This window comes from Microbulbifer weihaiensis, from assembly GCF_048323715.1.
Classification (GTDB): domain Bacteria; phylum Pseudomonadota; class Gammaproteobacteria; order Pseudomonadales; family Cellvibrionaceae; genus Microbulbifer.
Genome location: NZ_JBLWFL010000012.1, coordinates 58,686 through 76,662 on the forward strand (window position 1 = coordinate 58,686; position 17,977 = coordinate 76,662).

A 17,977-nucleotide genomic window follows, 5' to 3' on the forward strand; every position below is an offset into this window, starting at 1 on the left:
GCCTGAAGTCTAGTTGACGTTTACGTTAACGTAAACGTCAATCTGGGCCGAATTGTGACTGTTTTACCGGTGCTGGTTCTCGAAGATGCTGAGCGCGGGAGTAGAAATTTATGTAAGGTTTTCCGCCCGCTGGGTACAGAAGAACGCGATACCTGCCATTCCTGGCTGCAAGAGCCAGTGTTACGGCGACCCTCACCAAGGACAGAAGAGCGAATACGTGGACGCACGCGAACAGATTTTTCAGCAATTACTTGAGGAATGCGGTGGCGGTATCGCCCGTCTCGCGGGCAGCTATGTACGCAGCCTTGCAGAGCGGGACGACCTGGTACAGGAAATCTGGCTGGCGGTATGGCGCGCACTGCCGGGGTTTCGCGGTGACGCAAGTCTGCGCACCTTCGCTTACCGCATCGCCCACAACCGCAGCGTCACCCAGCTCGCACGCCGGCGCGACACCGGCGACAGCGACCTGCTGGAGGCGCTTGAGGATGAGCGCCCCGGGCCGGAAGCGCATCTTGTGCAAAGCCGGGAGGCGGAGCGGCTGATGCGGGCAGTGTCCGCGCTGCCGCTGGGAATGCGCCAGGTGTTGACCCTGCGCTTCGAGGGACTGGGTTACAGCGAGATTTCCGAGGTGCTGGGTATCAGCGAATCCAACGTGGCCGTGCGCTTGAACCGGGCGCGCGAACGCTTGAATACAAAATTGAGTGAGGTGGCATGAATAGCGAACACTCCCGCAAGCCGGCAGGCGAGCTGGGCGACCACGATGCGTTGCAGGACCTGGCGAATCTCTGGCGGCAGGCGCCGGTCACCGTACCGGTGCCCGACGTCATCCGCACGAATATCCGCCAGCAGGAACGGCGTATGCGCCTGTTTGCGCTACTCGAATGGATGGGGGCCGTTGTGGTGGGCGTCGGCGGTATTTATCTGATGTTGAACAGCAGCGTGAGTGATGCTCCCTGGCGCGCACTACTGGTGGTTGCACTGTTGACCTGGGCTATGGCGTTTTCGGTGTCCAACCGCCGCGGGGTGTGGGACCCGCTGGAGGAATCGACCCGCGGTTATCTGGACTTGGCGCGGCTGCGGCTGGCGCGCAAGCGGCGCATGCTCCGCTTTGCCTGGATACTGTTTATTGCCGAGCTGGGAATCTTTGCGGTGTGGCAATGGTTGTCCAGATTTGGCTGGCTGGAGCCGATCTTTGTGGGCGAGGCCATCTTTACCGTCAGCTGGGTCTCGGTATTTGCTCTGGGGATGGGGATCTGGAGTCTGTGGTACTGGCGCCGGATAAAAAGCAGCGAACAGCAGATTGCCGAGTGGCAGTGGGAAGATATCGAAACAAATAAAAAATAAATTGTAAGAAATGGAATTGCGCAGGTACTACAAAAGGCGTCGATCGAACAAACGAACTCAATAGCCAATTAATAGAAGAGATTTCAAAAATGTTGTCGAACCTTGAACAAAAATTTTCCGATTTCCTCAGCCTGTTTGCGCAGATGGATCCGCTGCAGGCGGGTATCTTTGTGGTGTTCTTTTTTGTGGTCTGGTTTCTGCCGAGCCTGCTGGCGATCTTTTTCAATCGCGCGCACCTGGGGAAGATTGCCATCGCCAATGTGCCCGCAGGGCTGTCGTGGATCGCCTGGGTGGCACTGCTGGTGTGGGCCTCCACGGGCAAGATGAGCGGAAAACTGGCGAAAAAATACAGTCCACAATCTCCGGAGTCCGCGCTGAAACCCGGAAATTGATCTTCTGATTTTTATTGTCGGACAAAGTGCCTTCACCTGCACACATTGCGGTGCAAGCGAAGGCGGGCTTATGGATAATTACTGGTTGCTTGGCAGCATTTCAGTCGCCAGGTACTCACGGTAGTAAGCACTCGCCAGCAGCTGCTTGGCTTCCTCGATATCCGGCGCGAAGTAGCGGTCCTTGTCGTAGAAAGGTACGCGTGCGCGCAGGGCGGCCTTGGCGCTTTCCAGTTTCTCGGTGGTCTTCAGCGGGGCGCGGAAGTCCAGGCCCTGGCAGGCGGCCAGCAGTTCCACCGCTAGGATGCCACAGGTGTTGTCCGCCATGTCGCGCAGGCGGCGGCCGGCGAAGGTGGCCATGGACACGTGGTCTTCCTGGTTGGCAGAAGTGGGCAGTGAGTCGACACACGCCGGGTGGGCGAAGGTCTTGTTCTCGCTGGCCAGTGCCGCAGAGGTAACCTGCGCGATCATGAAACCGGAGTTCACCCCGCCGTTGTCTACCAGGAACGGTGGCAGGCCGGACAGGTTGGAGTCGATCAGCAGGGCCATGCGGCGCTCGGACAGGGAGCCGATTTCCGCGATCGCCAGCGCCAGGTTGTCGGCTACCATGGCCACCGGTTCTGCGTGGAAGTTACCACCTGAGATGATGTCGGAGTTTTCCGGGTTTTCCTCGTCGGTGAATACCAGTGGGTTGTCGGAAACACCATTGGCTTCCGCGAGTAGAATCTCGGCGGCGAAGCGGATCTGCTGCAGGCAGGCGCCCATGACCTGGGGCTGGCAGCGCAGGGAGTAGGGATCCTGTACCTTGGCGCAGTCCACGTGGGAGTCACCAATCTCACTGCCTTCACCCAGCAGGTCGCGATAGCTAGCAGCCACATCGCGCTGGGCTTTCTGGCCGCGCACCATATGAATACGGTCGTCGAACGGGCGGCGCGAGCCTTTGGCGGCTTCCAGGGTCAGGGCACCGGTCACTACGGCACCGGCGAACATGTCTTCGGCAGAGAACAGGCCCTGCAGGGCGAACGCGGTGGAAGCCTGGGTGCCGTTCAGCAGTGCCAGGCCTTCCTTCGGCGCCAGTACCAGCGGGCGCATTTCCGCAAAACGCAGGCCCTCAGAAGCCGGCTTGCGCTCACCGTTGATAAAGCATTCGCCCTCACCCAGAAGCACTACGCTCATGTGTGCCAGTGGCGCCAGGTCGCCGGAGGCGCCCACTGAACCCTTTTCCGGGATCGCCGGGTACACGCCGGCATTGACCAGCTTGATCAGCGCTTCGATCACTTCCGGGCGCACGCCGGAGTAGCCGCGCGCGAGGGAGTTGATCTTCAGCACCATCAGCAGGCGCACGGTGTCTTCGGTCATGAAGTTGCCGGTGCCTGCAGCGTGTGAAAGCACGATGGCGCGCTGCAGGGTCTCCAGGTCTTGCTTCTCGATGCGGGTGTTAGCCAACAGACCGAAGCCGGTATTAATTCCGTAAACGGTACGGCCCTGTTCCAGCACCAGCGCTACGGTTTTGGCAGAAGCTTCGATGGCCGGGTAAGCATCTTTGGCGAGGCTCAGTTGTACAGGTTCACGGGCAACGCGACGCAGTTGTTGCAGGCTCAGTTGACCCGGATTGATTTCCAGTTGGTACATAAAATTTTTCACCGAAAATATTTTTTAATTCCACCATGTCTTTTGGACATGGCGGCTTAGAAATTGCGTTTGTGAATCAGTCTTTCAGCATCGGCAGGTCCAGGCCCTGCTCGCGCGCGCACTTCTTGGCGATGTCGTAGCCCGCATCCGCGTGGCGCATGACGCCGGTGGCCGGGTCGTTCCACAGTACGCGCTCGATACGCTTCTTCGCCGCTTCGGTACCGTCACACACGATCACGACACCGGAGTGCTGGGAGAAGCCCATGCCCACGCCGCCGCCGTGATGCAGGGACACCCAGGTGGCGCCGCTGGCGGTGTTCAGCAGGGCGTTGAGCAGCGGCCAGTCGGAGACGGCGTCGGAGCCATCCATCATGGATTCGGTTTCGCGGTTGGGGCTGGCCACGGAGCCGGAGTCGAGGTGGTCGCGGCCGATCACGACCGGCGCTTCCAGTTCGCCATTCGCGACCATTTCGTTGAATGCCAGCGCGAGACGCGCGCGGTCTTTCAAACCGACCCAGCAGATGCGCGCGGGCAGGCCCTGGAACTGGATGCGCTCGCGCGCCATGTCCAGCCAGTTGTGCAGCTGCGGGTTGTCCGGGATCAGTTCTTTTACCTTGGCGTCGGTCTTGTAGATGTCTTCCGGGTTGCCGGACAGTGCCGCCCAGCGGAAGGGGCCGATGCCTTCGCAGAACAGCGGGCGGATGTATGCCGGTACGAAGCCGGGGAAGTCGAACGCGTTTTCCACGCCCACTTCGAACGCCATCTGGCGAATGTTGTTGCCGTAGTCGAGGGTAGCCGCGCCGCGCTCCTGCAGGGTGAGCATGGCCTGTACCTGAATGCCCATGGATTTCTTGGCTTCCTTCACTACCAGGGCTTCGTCCTGCTTACGCATTTCGGCCGCTTGCTCCATGGTCCAGCCTTTCGGCAGGTAGCCGTTCAGTGGGTCGTGGGCGGAGGTCTGGTCGGTGACGCAGTCCGGAAGGATGCCGCGCTCGACAATTTCCGGGAAGACGTCGGCGGCGTTGCCGAGCAGGCCGACGGAAATGGCTTCGCCTTTCTCCATCGCTTCGTTGATCATCGCCAGCGCTTCGTCCAGGCTGGTGGCTTTCTTGTCCACGTAGCCGGTGCGCAGGCGGAAGTCGATGCGGGTTTCATCGCACTCGACGGCGATCATGCAGAAGCCGGCCATGGTGGCAGCCAGAGGCTGGGCGCCGCCCATGCCGCCGAGGCCGCCGGTGAGTACCCATTTGCCTTTGGCTTCACCATCGAAGTGTTTGCGCGCAACCGCGGCGAAGGTTTCGTAGGTGCCCTGCACGATGCCCTGGGAGCCGATGTAGATCCAGGAGCCGGCGGTCATCTGGCCGTACATGGCCAGGCCTTTTTTATCCAGCTCGTTGAAGTGTTCCCAGTTGGCCCAGTGGGGGACGAGGTTGGAGTTGGCGATGAGTACGCGGGGGGCGTCGGCGTGGGTTTTGAATACGCCGACGGGTTTGCCGGACTGGACCAATAAAGTTTCGTCGTCTTCCAAACGCTTCAGTACTTCGACGATCTTGTCGTAGCACTCCCAGTCGCGCGCGGCGCGGCCGATACCACCGTAAACAACCAGATCTTCCGGGCGCTCGGCGACGTCAGGATGGAGGTTATTCATCAGCATGCGCAGGGGCGCTTCGGTGAGCCAGCTTTTTGCGTTCAGCTGGGTGCCGGCGGGGGGAATGATCTTGCGGCTGGGGTCGTGGCGTTTATCGGTCATGGTTGCCTCGTCTTTTTTCCAAATTCTGTGGATAAGTTTGAATTTGAGTTTTGTGGGTTTTTGGCCCTTGGTACTTTGTTCAGTGCTGTGGCGGCGGTGTACCGGGGGCGGGTTTTCAGGACCGCTGTGAACCCATCCCTGGGCGCTTCGGCGCAAACATCCTGTTTGCGACGATCCTGAAAACCCGCCCCCGGCACCCCACCTTCAATTCGAATTTCTGTACTTCGTTTCTCGTTAGCACGGACCGAGTCCGGCATGACGAAAATTAAAATCGGAGCTGCGCGCCCAACCGGTATCGGTTCCCGGGGTGCACCAGTCGCGCGAAACTCACGGTGCCCGCGCTGCTTTTGGTGCGTCGCCAGATCTGCAGGCAGGCGGTACCCGGTTTGATCTCCAGGGCTTTGCCGACCGTTTCATCCGCGCCGATGGCTTCTACGGTGGTGTCCACTTCGGTCAGTGGTGCCACGCGGGTGAGGTATTCGTTGGGGGTAGTCGCGCTGAAGTCCTGCTGCAGGTATTCCGGCACCAGTGTGGGGTTGGTATAGCGTTCCTCGAACTGGATCGGCAGGTTGTTGTCCAGGTGCACGATGATCGAGTGGTATACCGCGGCGCCTTCGGCGAGGCCGAGGGCGACGGCCACTTCGGTATTAGCGATGGTCTGTTCCAGCCTGAGGATGCGCGCGGCGTAGCTGTGACCGCGGGCGGCGACTTCGTCGGCGATGTTGCGCACTTCCAGCAGGGAACCGGCGGGTACCGGCTCGGCGACGAAGGTGCCGAGGCCCTGGGAGCGCAGCAGTACGCCTTCGTCGGTGAGTTCCGACAGGGCGCGGCGGGCGGTCATGCGGCTGACGCCGAAGTCCTGCGCGAGCTGGTTTTCCGAGGGCACGCGGAAGTGCGCGGGCCATTCGCCGCTTTCGATCTGGGTGCGGATATGGGCTTTGATGGCGGCGTAGCGTGGTTGGCTGCCGCTGTCGGGGACTGACGCCTGACTGCTCATAACTTGTGTGGTCTTTGCCTGCTCGGGTAAAGTGGCTACCCAGTTGTACATTCTTGTATATACAAGCTGTGTAAGAGGCGCAACTATGAATTCAGGTCTACCCGCTGTCAATAGCGCGCAGTGGTTGGCAAAGCGAGAATCTGCGCCAAACAGCCCCACTCGGGCTATCGTTACAATTAACGCCAATTCAGTGAGCGAACATGACTGAACGCTGTGATCTTTTGATTACCAATGTCCACGCGGCCACGATGGATCCTTCTTTACCGGGTGCCTACGGTGCGATTGAAGATGCCGCGGTAGCGGTGACGGGCAACAAGATCGTGTGGATAGGCCCGCGCCAGGAGCTGCCGGAGTGCACCGCCGATCAGATTATTGACGGCGAGGGCCAGTGGCTGACGCCGGGGCTGATCGACTGCCACACCCACCTGGTGTACGGCGGCCACCGTGCGGGTGAATTTGCCCGTCGTCTCGGCGGTGAGAGCTATGAAGACGTCGCGCGCGCCGGTGGTGGCATTCTCTCCAGCGTGCGCGCTACCCGCGCCGCCAGTGCGGAAGACCTGTATCACGCTGCGGAGCCGCGCCTGAAAGCGCTGATGTCTGAAGGTGTCACCAGTATCGAGATCAAGTCCGGTTACGGGCTGGAGCTGGATGCCGAGCTCAAGCAGCTGCGGGTTGCGCGCCGACTGGCCCAGCACTATCCGGTGAATATTCTCACCACCTGCCTGGCCGCCCATGCGCTGCCGCCGGAATATGACGGTCGCGCTGATGAATACATCGATCTGGTGTGCGACGAAATCCTGCCGGCGGTGGCCAAAGAGCAGCTGGCCGATGCGGTGGACATGTTCTGTGAAACGATCGCGTTTTCGGTGGAGCAGTGCCAGCGCGTGATCAATGCCGCGCAGGCGCTGGGACTGCCGGTTAAAGTGCATGCGGAACAGCTGGCGCGCACTGGCGCTACTGAAATGGCGGCCAAGGCCGGTGCGTTGTCGGTGGATCATATCGAATACATTACCGACGCGGATGTGGCGGCGATGGCGGAGAGCGGCACAGCGGCAGTGCTGTTGCCCGGTGCTTTCTATACCCTGAAAGAAACCCGGGTGCCGCCGGTAGACAAACTGCGGGCGGCGGGGGTGCCTATGGCCATTTCCACTGACCTGAACCCCGGCACCTGCCCGATCGCATCCTTGCGCCTGATGATGAATATGAGCTGTAACCTGTTTGGCCTGACGCCGGCGGAAGCCCTTGCGGGCGTGACCCGCTCGGCGGCGCGGGCGCTGGGCATTTGCTGCAGCCGCGGCGTCCTGCGCGTGGGACTGGTGGCGGACATGGTGCTCTGGCCCATGGACAGCCCGGATCAGCTCGCCTATGAAGTGGGCGCGCTCAAGCCTTCTGATGTATTTTTTGGAGGACGCCATGTTACAGCTGGCTGATATGCGTCTGTGGAGCGGCCGCGTTGACAGTGAAGATGGAAAAGCGGGCAGACGCTGGCACCAGGATATCGTGCCGCTGCATCTGGACAGCCCGCCGGGAATCGCCGTACTCGGCTTTTCCTCCGACGAAGGCGTGCGCCGAAACAAGGGGCGCATTGGTGCCGCCAAAGGGCCGCGCATCCTGCGTCTGGCCATGGCCAACCTGCCCAAGACCTTCAGTGCACCGCTGTACGATGCGGGCAATGTACGGGTGGAAAAGGAAGACCTGGAGTCCGGCCAGGCCATGCTCGGTGCGCGTATTACGGAGCTGATGACCGCAGGGCATTTCCCACTGGTACTCGGCGGTGGTCATGAGATCGCTTACGGGAGTTACCAGGGCATTGCCCGCTGGATGCGCGAGCAGCACCGCGACAAGACTCTCGGCATCATCAACTTTGATGCCCACCTAGACTTGCGTTTGCCGACCCCGCGGGGCTCCTCGGGTACACCGTTTTTCCAGATCGCCGAGCAGTGCGACCTCAATGGTCGCGCCTTTAATTACCTCTGCGTTGGCGCGGCGGCCACCGCCAATACGCCGGCGCTGTATCAGCGCGCGGAAGAGCTTGGGGCCAAGGTGATTTCCGACCGCGAGATTGTGCCCTGGCGTATCGAGCAGGTGCAGAAGCAGATCGCGGAATTTATCGACCAGGTGGATTTTGTTTACCTGACCATCGACCTGGACGTATTCCCGGCGGCCATCATGCCTGCGGTAAGTGCCCCGGCCGGACGCGGGGTGGGTTTCGAACTGTTCGAACCCCTGCTGGATACGGTGCTGGAGTCGAAGAAGGTCTGCCTCGCGGATCTGGCGGAATTCAATCCGTATTTCGATATTGAAGACCACGCGGCCCGCACCGCCGCGCGCGTGGCGTTCCAGATCGCCAACGGGGTCAAGGGCTAGGACCAAGCCGGGGCTATCGAGGTGTCGGCGTTAACTAGAACTTCTGACCGATCGCGCCCTGTTGGCTGCGATTGGACGGTAGAAAAAGCCGCCCGCACTGCGAGCGGCTTTTTTGTGTTTGCCACCGGCGCGATGCCTAGGCTGGCTTTGTGGGGTTAGTCCATATGGAGGCGGGACACAATCATCGCTCGGGAACCTTGGGCTCACTGCTCTGCGGCTCCGGTGGTGTCTGTCGCGGTGGGCGGCGAGATTCCAGGTAGCGCTTGAGATAAGGCTTGTGGGTGTAAATCACATCGTCCGGTAGCCGGTGCAGTTCGAAAAAGCGGTAACCGTAGATTTCGCCGTCACGAATTGCGATACGCTGATCCTTGAGGCGCCCGCGAATGGCAATGTTGATGATCCCGGAGCGCGGTACCTTGTTGACTTCCAGCACCTCGAAATCATCGATTTTTATGTTCAGCTCCTCATCCAGCTCCCGCCGCGCGGATTCCTCGAATGACTCATTGCGTTCTACCCAGCCGCCGGGTAGCGCCCACTTGTCCTGGTAGCTATGGCGCACAAGCAATAACTGGTTGTTGCGCTCGACGAAATACACCATACCCACGACAAACTTGTCGGTAAGGGCATAGGAAATATTCCAGCGCAATTTGGGCGGCAGTTTACGGTACAGTTCATATTTGAGCCCGGGAAAAACCACAAACGCCCCTGCCGCCAGCACACCCAGTGCCAGCAGCAGGAGAAAAGCTCTTTTCAAAAATAAACGCATGATCCCGGAATAGATTCTTTGCGGTGATGACCGGTTAAGTGTATCCGACCATTGCCGGGGCTTTCGAGTTCATAATCGGTCTATATTGCACTATGTGGTGCCCGCCTCAGGATGAGCCGGTCACATAATCGACCCCGCACGGCGGGCGCCGTTTCAGTGGACGGTTGTTTACGCGCCAAAATAAAAAATAGTGTTGCACTTCTGTTCAGGGGCTCGGGCGAATGCTCCCGGTCAATGAACCGTTCTTAGGGCCCGTCGCAAAGGAATGTCCCCATGCGGTCACTCATCTCTACAAACCGGCCAACCAGCGGGGCTTGCCGATATGCCCGCCATGTGATTTCCGTTGTGCTGGCCGCGGCAACCCTGGTTGCCAGTGCCGCAGAAACCCGCATCGGGGTAGACCCGGAGCGGCTTGAATCCATCGTCATTGATGCTATCCAGCCCTTGGTAGTGCAGTACGATGTCCCGGGGCTGGCGCTGGCTTTGACCATCGATGGCGAAGCGTATTTTTTCAATCTGGGAGAGACCGCTCTGGTGGACGGTGCTCCTGTCACTGAACACACACTGTTTGAAATCGGCTCGATCAGCAAAACCTTTACCGCAACCCTGGCGGCCTACGCCGAAGTCAGCGGCGCGCTGGATCTCGATAGCCCGGTTAGCCGCTATTTGCCGCCACTGCGGGGCAGCGCCCTGGATTCCGTGTCCGTGCTCAACCTGGCGACCCATACCGCCGGACATTTTCCACTGCAGGTGCCGTCGGACGTGCGCGGCGACAGCCAGCTACTGGATTATTTCCGCAACTGGCAACCGCAATACGCGGCCGGTCGCAAACGTACCTATTCCAACCCCGGCAGCGGATTGCTCGGGCTGGTGGCGGCGCGCAGTCTCGGCCAGCCGTTTTCCAAAGCGATGGAGGAAAAAATCTTCCGCGGTTTGGGAATGACGCAGACGTTCATCCATGTGCCGGCGGCAAAAATGCCGGACTATGCCGAAGGCCACAACAGCAGACAGCAGCCGGTGCGGCTGGATATGGGGCTGCTGGGCGAGGAAGCCTACGGCGTGCGCTCCAGCGCCGCCGATCTCACGCGCTTTCTGGCCGCACAGATGCAGATGATCAAGGTAGGCACTGCACTGGATGCTGCCCTGCAGAAAACCCGGCAGGGCTACTTCAAAACCGACTATTACGTGCAGGATATGGTTTGGGAGCAGTATCCCTTGCCAGTGGAAAGATCCCGGCTGCTGGCGGGGAACTCGCGCAATATGATTAGCGGCGATCACCCGGTAACCAGTCTATCTCCCGCGTTGCTGCCGCAACAGGATGTGCTGATCAACAAGACTGGTTCAACCGAGGGGTTTTCCGCTTACGTGGCATTTATCCCGGATCGGCGGTTTGGATTTGTCCTATTGGCGAACAAATATTTCCCCAATGAACATCGCGTCCAGGTGTTACTGGATGTACTCAGTGCACTGTCGCCGGATGTGTTGGCCGAAAATTAACGGTGTATTGGGGCACGGCCTCGCCCCAATACGTCGGCTTGGCAGCTACTGTTCACGTATCCACATGCAACCTGACATCGACATTGTTACGGGTGGCATTCGAGTAGGGGCAGACTTCATGGGCGCTGCTGACCAGGTCCTCGGCGATTGACTGATCCATGCCCGGAAGGGTGACAAACAAATCGATGTCCAAGCCAGAACCGCCTTCGATGGGACCAATACCCGCTTCGGCTCGCTCGCTGATGTTTCCGAGCGACGGACGAGCGGCCGGTTCCATCCGTTGTATCTGGCTGTGACCAAAGCTATCGTGGCGGTATAACAATAGACAAGGCCTGAGGTCACCCATGAGCGAGTCCACCGAGAAAACAACCCGGAAGCCGGAGCCTGTTAAGCCTGGGCATTTACGTATTGGTCGTCGCTACCGACCCAGCCGTCTCGATGGTCCTTACGACGCCATTGTGGTCGGGTCCGGCATCGGCGGGCTGACGACCGCGGCAATGCTCAGCGCGGCGGGGCAGAAAGTGCTGGTGCTCGAGCAGCACTACACGGCCGGTGGCTTTACTCACGCCTACGACCGCAATGGTTACGAATGGGATGTAGGGGTTCATTACATTGGGGATGTCGGCGAGCACCCCACCATGACGCGCAAGCTGTTTGATTTCCTGTCCGGGGGTCAACTCAAGTGGGCGCCAATGGATGCAACCTACGACCGCATCTGCCTCGGCGATGAGAGCTACGACCTGAGGGCCGGGCGCGAGGCCTTCGTGGATGAGCTGGTGCGGCGCTTTCCCGGTGAGCGGCAGGCCATCGAAGGCTATCTGGAGCGGGTACACGCGGTGGCCAAAACCATGCCGCTGGCTGCGCTGCAAAAACTGTTGCCCGCATGGTGCGCCCCTATCCTGAACGCGATCAGCAAACTCCGGGCGCCGGGCTACCTGAACAAGACCACTTATGAAGTTCTGCGGGAGCTGACCGACAACGAGCAGTTGATTGCAGTGTTGACCGGCCAGTGGGGCGATAATGGTATGACGCCCAAGACCGGCAGTTTCATCATCCACGCACTCATCGCCAAACACTACCTCTATGGTGGTTATTACCCGGTGGGCGGTGCCAGCCAGATTGCCGCAACCATCATTCCCCAGATCCAGAAAAGCGGTGGCGAGGTATTTACCTACGCCAGTGTCGATACCCTGTTGCTGGATGGTAAAAAGGTCACCGGGGTGAGAATGAGTGATGGCCTTGAAATTCATGCCCCGGCAGTGATTTCCAATGCCGGTGTGTTCAATACATTTGAGAAACTGTTGCCGCAGAGTGCGTCCTATGCCGCAGGTTACCTGCGACAGTTGCGGGAGGTCAGGCCGTCCATGGGACACATGTGCCTGTATATCGGCCTGCAGAAAACTGCGCGGGAGCTGGGATTGCCAAAGACCAATTACTGGCTGTATCCCAGTGCCGACTACGAAGGGGATGTGTCCGCCTTTATGGCGGATCCTGACGCAGAAATACCGCTGGTGTACATCTCGTTCCCCTCCGCCAAGGATCCGAGCTTCAGCGATCGCTACCCACAGCGCGCCACCATCGAGATAGTGGCGCCGGGAAAATACGAGTGGTTCGAGCAGTGGCAAGGCGAGACCTGGGGCAAGCGCGGTGATGACTACGAAGCGCTCAAGCAGCACTTCAGCGAACGTTTGCTGGAGCATCTTTACCGGCATTTTCCCCAGCTGCGTGGACAGGTGGACTACTGCGAGCTGTCGACGCCGCTATCAACCCGTTACTTCTGCCGCTACCGGCACGGGGAGATCTACGGACTGGATCACGACCCGGCGCGCTTTGATCAGGACTGGCTGCGCCCGAAGACCCGTATCAAGGGGTTGTACCTGACCGGTCAGGATGTGATGAGTTGTGGCGTTGCAGGCGCCATGTTTGGCGGTTTGCTGTGTGCTCAGAGTGTGCTGGGGTGGCGGCGGGGCGGCGCGTTACTGAAGCAGATTTTTATCGCCAACACTGGGGCCGGCGCCGGCTCCGCCGGCGAAAAGGCTGAAAAGGCTACAAAGTCGCGCTGGCAGGTATCAGGTTCATAAAATGGCAGTTGCAAGCGGCACTCCAGAAATATTATTCCTGTCCCACGGCGGTGGCCCGCTGCCATTGCTGGGGGATCCCGGGCATGACGAAATGGTCACATGCCTGCAGCGTATTGCCGGGCGCTTGCGCAAGCCATCGGCGGTGCTGGTGATCAGCGCCCATTGGGAGGAGGCCGTACCCACGATCACCTCCGGCGCGACCCCGCCACTGATTTACGATTATTACGGTTTTCCCGAAGCCTCCTACAGTATTCAGTATCCCTGCCCGGGAGAGCCCGAACTGGCCCGGGAACTCCAGTCTGTTTTCCATCGTGCGGGGATTGAGGCCGCACTGGATGACGCCCGCGGTTTCGACCACGGGGTGTTTGTGCCAATGAAAATATTGTTCCCGGACGCCGCGATTCCCTGTGTGCAATTGTCGCTCACAAGTAACCTGAATGCTGCAGAACACCTGGCGATAGGTGAGGCACTGCAGGGCCTTGCATGGGATAACCTGCTGGTCGTTGGCTCCGGGTTTTCATTCCACAATATGCGCGCCTTTTTTGCCCCGGAAACAGCGCAGACTCGTGAACTGAATGGGGCGTTTGAACAGTGGTTACAGGAAACCTGTACCAGCACGGCGCTGTCTGGAAAGGATCGGAAGGATCGCCTGATCCACTGGGAAAAAGCACCCGGTGCGCGTTTTTGTCATCCGCGCGAGGAGCACCTGCTGCCTCTGCATGTCTGTTGTGGCCTCGCTGGAGTGCGCCGGCCGCAAGCGTTTGTGCTGAATATTCTCAACAAACGGGCGAGCATGTATCTGTGGCAGTAACGGCCGCTATGGCGAAACGTAAAAAAGCGCAGTCCGTTGCATCATGCATCGAACTGCGCAAACAACAATTGTCGTGACATGACAACTAGAGAGGTTTGCCATCCATGAGCAAGAGGATTCGTTGGCTAATCATGGTGTTGTCCTGAAAGCCACGGAACAGTTCGTGACCTTTACCGCTGGCGAAGACCTGTACATCCACGGCATCGTGGCCACTGGTGGTCCAGCCGGTATTGGAATACTTACTGCTGACTTTTACCGCCGTGTCGTAAAGCGCGCGGCGGTCATTCATATTCTCTTGTAATGCAGCCAGATCCTGTGGCTCCAGTGGGTAGCCGAAATTTTCCTGCCAGAGTGTTGCCAGATCCGCATCTTCGTTGAGCAAGCCAATAAAGGCCGCGAGGCTGCGTTTCTGCATAGATACAATATCGGTCTGCCAGCGATAATCTTTAGTGGCCGCGAGACTTAATCCACCGGTAGAATGGTCGGCGGTAACCACCAGCAGTGTGTCCGGATTGTCCTGAATAAATTTTTCCACCACTTCAATGCTGCGTGCGAAGTCGTCCATTTCGTGCATGGCGCAGGCGATGTCGTTGGCATGGCCGCACCAGTCGATCTGGCTGCCTTCGATCATCAGGAAAAAACCGGATTTATTGTTGCTTTTCTGCAACAGGCGCAGAGCCTTTTCGGTCATGTTGGACAGGCGCTGTGGGGTATCGCTGTCGATGGCGCGCGGCAGTCCGGTATCGGCGAACAGGCCGATGGCTGGCAATTGCGTCAACTCCTGCAATTGCTGGATATTGTTGCCGCTCTGGTAACCAAAATTTTCGAATTCCTGCAGCAGATTGCGATCACTGCGTGCGAAATATTGCTGCCCGCCGCCCAGTAACAGATCGACCATTGGCCGGCCGTCGATTTTGTTATCGATGAAGTGGTCGGCGATGGCGTCCTTGTTGCGGCGGGATTCGTTGTGGGCAACGAAGCTTGCCGGCGTTGCGTGATTTATTTCTGAAGTGACGACGATCGCGGTGTCCTTGCCCTGGCGTTTTGCATGCTTGAGCAGCGAGTCGAGCGGCTGGTGTGCGGCGTCGATACCGATAGCGCCATTGTAGGATTTAACTCCGGTGGCGAGGGCGGTAGCCGAGGCGGCCGAGTCGGTGACGTAGGTGTCGTCGTCGGGATAGGTGCTGGCAGTGCCCACCAGCAAGCGGTCAAATACAGTTGTTTCCACAATTTCCGTTTGCGGATTGTCTTTGTAGTAGCGGTAGCCGGTGGTATAGGCCGGGCCCATGCCGTCGCCGATCATAAAAATGACGTTGCGCGGTCTTGGCTGCGTCTGGCAAGCCTGGCTGGCGAGACATAGCAGTAGCAACAGAGACAACTTTTTCATAAAGACTTCCGTAATACTTATTCGCCAGCGCTACCCAATTGATTTCGTGAAGCAAATAAATTGTGCCGGCCAATTTTGGAAATATGGAAAAGACGGGGTGGTGGACCACCCCGTCGCAACCTTTTACAGGTTGTGCTTGTAGCGCAGGTATACCGTGCGACCGATTACGTCGTAACCCAGCCAGTCGGCATGGTAGGGAAAACTATTGCGGTACACGTTGTACTCGTGGAACAGCGGCGGCAGTTCATCCGTCGCATTGTTCACGCCCAGTGTTACGCGGCCGTCCCAGGCAAATTCGTAACTGGCGTTGAGGTTGATGGTCTTGTACGCATCCAGCGTGTCGTAAGCGCGTTCTTCGGTACCGTCGGGGTATTCGAAGTAATCGTTACCCTTGGCTTCGCCGGTGTAGAAGTAGCTCAGGTTTACCGTGTACGCGTCTTTGCTCCAGCTGATACTGCTGTTGGCTTTCACTTTTGGCGTGTAGAACAGCTCGGTGGCATCTTCCACCTCGCCGCCCTCGTACTCCTGGTAGAGCTTTTCCGCTACGTAAGAGGTCTCGATAGAGAAATCCAGCATACCGAAGTTGCCCAGGTCGAAGTCCTTGCTGAACTTGGCATCGATACCGCGGGTGGATTCGAATGCGGCATTGATAGGCCCTTTGCGCATGCACAGCAGGTTAGTAATGCCGTCGTCGACGGTGTAGATGTAGCCGAGGCCGCTGAACTGGTTACAGCCGGTGTAACTGCCAGTCATGTTGTAGTTCGGGTCGTCGATGATTTCGCGGTTGCTAATACTGCGCACGGCACCGCGCAACTCGATTTCCCACACATCCAGGGTCATCTCGATATCGTCGGTGGGTGTCCATACCAGGCCCAGGTTCCAGTAATCGCCTTTTTCCTCTTGCAGGTCGAGGTTGCCGGCGGAGTAGGAGTCATAGGGATCTTCGATGACTTCGCCAGTATCCAGGGTCAGATCAGCCGCTCCGAAGCCGAGGGTGTCACCGGCGTAGAGACGGTGCATATCCGGGGCGCGGAAGCTCTTGCCCCAGCTACCGCGGATCAGCATGTCCTCGTAAGGGTGGTACAGCAGGCCCACCTGTGGGGTAAAGGCACCGCCCACGCTGGAGTCGTCGTTGTAGTGGTCGTACCGGGCCGCGGTGGACAGTTCCAGAGACTGGCCGCTGGCGGTATTCAGCAGCGGAATCGCGAGTTCCAGTGCAATGGCACTGCGCTGGCGGTCGCCGCCGCCGTTGGTGCCGCCCTGGCCGAGCAGGCCGCCACTCACGGTGTCTTCATCCTGAGAGTCGTCGTAGCTTTCGCTGGCCCACTCGAATGAGGAGGCAAAGGCGATGGGGCCGGCGAAACCTTCCATCAGGTCGCCAGACAGGGTGGCCATGAACTGGTTGATGGTCGCTTCGGAGTCAGTGACCGAAACATCCATGATCCGTGCGGCCTGGGCATCGGTCAGCTTGTCCAGCGGATACCATTTATCAGAAGAAGTATCGTTGGGATCGAAGGTGATGATGTCCAGCAGCGCGGCACCATTGACCATGTGGTACTTCTTGCGGTCGTACAGGTTCAGGCCGGACGTCCAGGAGATATCCAGATCGTAGTCATCGAATAGGATGCCGGAGGCGCCGGCGGTCAGTGCGTATTTCTGCACAGTGGACTCGTACATGCGCTCGCCGGGGAAATCGACAAAGCGGCGGCGAACCTGGAAGCGGTGGTAGTCATCCATGCCTTCCGGGGTATAAGCCAGGCGGCCATCGGCGGAATCCATGTAGATGTCTTCGCCAATGCCTTTGTCGGTTTTGAAGCGATCAGAGGTTTTGTAGGAGCTTTGCAGGCTGCCGAACAGGGTCCAGTCCGCGTTCAGTTCGTACTCGGTGTTCACCACCAGGTTGATACGCTCGTCCGCCGGCAGTACGCCTTCGGTGGCATCGCTGTCGTAATAGCACTTGTAGGTTTGGTCGGGCAGGTAAACCGCACCTTCGCCGAGGATGTCGTTACACACGGCCTCGCTGGCGTAGTTGCGGGACTCGCCGAACACCTCGTCGTAATCGCGCAGGTAGGCTGCGGTGCTCGACGGGCTGTCGGTATGATCCGGGCCATTACCCCAGGCCAGTTCACCATCTTCGTTGGTGTAGTACTGCGGGGAGTAAAGGAAGTCGCGGTCGCGGTTCAGTAATTCCTCGACTTTCTTGTATTCCACCATCACCATGGTGTTGGACTTTTCGGTGGTGAATCCCTGGGAGAAGGCAATATCGGTCTGCTCGAAGCCACCCTGTTCCGGTGCGGTGTAGCGGATGTCGAGTTCGGAACCTTCGTAGCCCTTTTTCAGGATGATATTCACAACGCCGCCGATGGCATCGGAGCCGTAGATGGCTGAGGCGCCACCGGTGAGAATCTCAATGCGCTCAACGGCGCTGGCGGGAATGTCGGAAACGTCGGTGAAGTTGGTGGAGCCACCGTAGGCGGTGGGGAACGAGGCCTGGCGGCGACCGTTGATCAGGATCAGGGTACGGTTAACCCCCATGCCACGCAGGTTAACCGAGCTGGCGCTCTCTACGTAAGAGCCATCTGCGGTGAAGTTCACCCCGGAGTTTGCGGTTGAGGTCTGCAGTACTTCGGTGATGGTGTTGAGGCCGCTGGCCTCGATGTCCATGGCTGAAATCACCTGTACCGGGGCTACGCCCTCCAGGTCGATACGCTTGATTCGGGAGCCGGTAACCTCAACCCGCTCCAGGAGATTTTCTTCTGCTGCAGGAGTTGTAGCACCCGCTTCCTGCATGACGGCATGCGCCGGGATGGTGCCCAAGGCACCGGATACGCTGAGACCGATCATCAGCGCGAGTTTATTCGCTTTCAAGTGGTAACCCTCCGAAGCTTTTTGCCTGGTTATTATCTGTCCGCCGTCACAATGCATAACTCGGCGTTGCCACAGGGCAACGCAGTAC

The 17,977-nt window shown here is 58.9% G+C and carries 15 protein-coding genes; 8 read left to right on the forward strand and 7 right to left on the reverse strand.

All coding sequences use genetic code 11. The features are described from left to right. The first annotated feature begins 217 nt into the window (after window positions 1-217). From ACNKU7_RS13400 to ACNKU7_RS13410, 3 genes are all read left to right on the forward strand, one after another. Entirely contained in the window at window positions 218-715 is a 498-nt protein-coding gene (locus ACNKU7_RS13400; RefSeq protein WP_418297494.1) for an RNA polymerase sigma factor, read from the forward strand. Beyond that, on the forward strand, window positions 712-1,344 hold the full coding sequence (locus ACNKU7_RS13405; protein WP_418297495.1) for a hypothetical protein: 633 nt from the start codon (window positions 712-714) through the stop codon (window positions 1,342-1,344). Before ACNKU7_RS13400 ends, ACNKU7_RS13405 begins: the two co-directional genes overlap by 4 nt. 89 nt (window positions 1,345-1,433) lie before the next feature. Then, window positions 1,434-1,736, forward strand: a complete 303-nt coding sequence (locus tag ACNKU7_RS13410; protein WP_418297496.1) for a superinfection immunity protein — start codon at window positions 1,434-1,436, stop codon at window positions 1,734-1,736. Window positions 1,737-1,814: 78 nt separating this feature from the next. On the opposite strand, the gene hutH is transcribed toward ACNKU7_RS13410, so the two are convergent. The 3 genes from hutH to hutC all read right to left on the reverse strand — a co-directional run bounded on the left by hutH (window position 1,815) and on the right by hutC (window position 6,112). Next, a complete protein-coding gene (hutH, locus tag ACNKU7_RS13415) occupies window positions 1,815-3,365 on the reverse strand; it encodes a histidine ammonia-lyase (protein ID WP_418297497.1) in 1,551 nt (516 codons plus the stop codon). Between the two features lie 76 nt (window positions 3,366-3,441). Next, window positions 3,442-5,115 (reverse strand): urocanate hydratase, encoded by a 1,674-nt coding sequence (gene hutU / locus ACNKU7_RS13420; RefSeq protein ID WP_418297498.1) that lies wholly within the window; start codon window positions 5,113-5,115, stop codon window positions 3,442-3,444. Between the two features lie 265 nt (window positions 5,116-5,380). Beyond that, window positions 5,381-6,112, reverse strand: coding sequence for a histidine utilization repressor (hutC, locus tag ACNKU7_RS13425; RefSeq protein ID WP_418297499.1), 732 nt, complete (start codon window positions 6,110-6,112; stop codon window positions 5,381-5,383). 200 nt (window positions 6,113-6,312) lie between these two features. Between hutC and hutI the strand changes: the two genes are divergently transcribed. After that, on the forward strand, window positions 6,313-7,542 hold the full coding sequence (hutI, locus tag ACNKU7_RS13430; protein ID WP_418297500.1) for an imidazolonepropionase: 1,230 nt from the start codon (window positions 6,313-6,315) through the stop codon (window positions 7,540-7,542). Then, window positions 7,526-8,479 carry a formimidoylglutamase gene (gene hutG, locus ACNKU7_RS13435; protein ID WP_418297501.1) on the forward strand — a complete coding sequence of 318 codons (954 nt, stop codon included), beginning with the start codon at window positions 7,526-7,528 and terminating at the stop codon, window positions 8,477-8,479. Before hutI ends, hutG begins: the two co-directional genes overlap by 17 nt. A 181-nt stretch (window positions 8,480-8,660) precedes the next feature. On the opposite strand, the gene ACNKU7_RS13440 is transcribed toward hutG, so the two are convergent. Then, complete coding sequence (locus tag ACNKU7_RS13440; RefSeq protein ID WP_418297502.1) at window positions 8,661-9,233, reverse strand: NUDIX hydrolase; 573 nt, start codon at window positions 9,231-9,233, stop codon at window positions 8,661-8,663. A 285-nt stretch (window positions 9,234-9,518) separates the two neighbouring features. Between ACNKU7_RS13440 and ampC the strand changes: the two genes are divergently transcribed. After that, complete coding sequence (gene ampC, locus ACNKU7_RS13445; RefSeq protein WP_418297503.1) at window positions 9,519-10,742, forward strand: class C beta-lactamase; 1,224 nt, start codon at window positions 9,519-9,521, stop codon at window positions 10,740-10,742. Between the two features lie 52 nt (window positions 10,743-10,794). On the opposite strand, the gene ACNKU7_RS13450 is transcribed toward ampC, so the two are convergent. Next, window positions 10,795-10,935 carry an OsmC family protein gene (locus ACNKU7_RS13450; protein ID WP_418297504.1) on the reverse strand — a complete coding sequence of 47 codons (141 nt, stop codon included), beginning with the start codon at window positions 10,933-10,935 and terminating at the stop codon, window positions 10,795-10,797. Between the two features lie 151 nt (window positions 10,936-11,086). On the opposite strand from ACNKU7_RS13450, the gene ACNKU7_RS13455 reads away from it, so the two are divergent. Together ACNKU7_RS13455 and ACNKU7_RS13460 are read left to right on the forward strand one after the other, a co-directional pair. Continuing rightward, entirely contained in the window at window positions 11,087-12,823 is a 1,737-nt protein-coding gene (locus tag ACNKU7_RS13455) for a phytoene desaturase family protein (protein WP_418297505.1), read from the forward strand. Window position 12,824: 1 nt separating this feature from the next. Continuing rightward, window positions 12,825-13,634 (forward strand): DODA-type extradiol aromatic ring-opening family dioxygenase, encoded by an 810-nt coding sequence (locus tag ACNKU7_RS13460; protein ID WP_418297506.1) that lies wholly within the window; start codon window positions 12,825-12,827, stop codon window positions 13,632-13,634. Between the two features lie 85 nt (window positions 13,635-13,719). On the opposite strand, the gene ACNKU7_RS13465 is transcribed toward ACNKU7_RS13460, so the two are convergent. Both ACNKU7_RS13465 and ACNKU7_RS13470 read right to left on the reverse strand, forming a co-directional pair. Further along, the gene (locus ACNKU7_RS13465; RefSeq protein ID WP_418297507.1) at window positions 13,720-15,021 is read right to left on the reverse strand and encodes an alkaline phosphatase; all 1,302 of its coding nucleotides are present in this window, start codon (window positions 15,019-15,021) and stop codon (window positions 13,720-13,722) included. Window positions 15,022-15,144: 123 nt separating this feature from the next. Further along, window positions 15,145-17,889 carry a TonB-dependent receptor plug domain-containing protein gene (locus ACNKU7_RS13470; RefSeq protein WP_418297508.1) on the reverse strand — a complete coding sequence of 915 codons (2,745 nt, stop codon included), beginning with the start codon at window positions 17,887-17,889 and terminating at the stop codon, window positions 15,145-15,147. Window positions 17,890-17,977: the final 88 nt, after the last annotated feature.

Coding starts and splice junctions, on each gene's coding strand:
- ACNKU7_RS13410 (WP_418297496.1), top strand. CDS start 1,434: ATGTTGTCGAACCTTGAACAAAAATTTTCCGATTTCCTCAGCCTGTTT.
- ACNKU7_RS13405 (WP_418297495.1), top strand. CDS start 712: ATGAATAGCGAACACTCCCGCAAGCCGGCAGGCGAGCTGGGCGACCAC.
- ACNKU7_RS13465 (WP_418297507.1), bottom strand. CDS start 15,021: ATGAAAAAGTTGTCTCTGTTGCTACTGCTATGTCTCGCCAGCCAGGCT.
- ACNKU7_RS13460 (WP_418297506.1), top strand. CDS start 12,825: ATGGCAGTTGCAAGCGGCACTCCAGAAATATTATTCCTGTCCCACGGC.
- hutG (WP_418297501.1), top strand. CDS start 7,526: ATGTTACAGCTGGCTGATATGCGTCTGTGGAGCGGCCGCGTTGACAGT.
- ACNKU7_RS13455 (WP_418297505.1), top strand. CDS start 11,087: ATGAGCGAGTCCACCGAGAAAACAACCCGGAAGCCGGAGCCTGTTAAG.
- ampC (WP_418297503.1), top strand. CDS start 9,519: ATGCGGTCACTCATCTCTACAAACCGGCCAACCAGCGGGGCTTGCCGA.
- hutU (WP_418297498.1), bottom strand. CDS start 5,115: ATGACCGATAAACGCCACGACCCCAGCCGCAAGATCATTCCCCCCGCC.
- hutI (WP_418297500.1), top strand. CDS start 6,313: ATGACTGAACGCTGTGATCTTTTGATTACCAATGTCCACGCGGCCACG.
- hutH (WP_418297497.1), bottom strand. CDS start 3,365: ATGTACCAACTGGAAATCAATCCGGGTCAACTGAGCCTGCAACAACTG.
- hutC (WP_418297499.1), bottom strand. CDS start 6,112: ATGAGCAGTCAGGCGTCAGTCCCCGACAGCGGCAGCCAACCACGCTAC.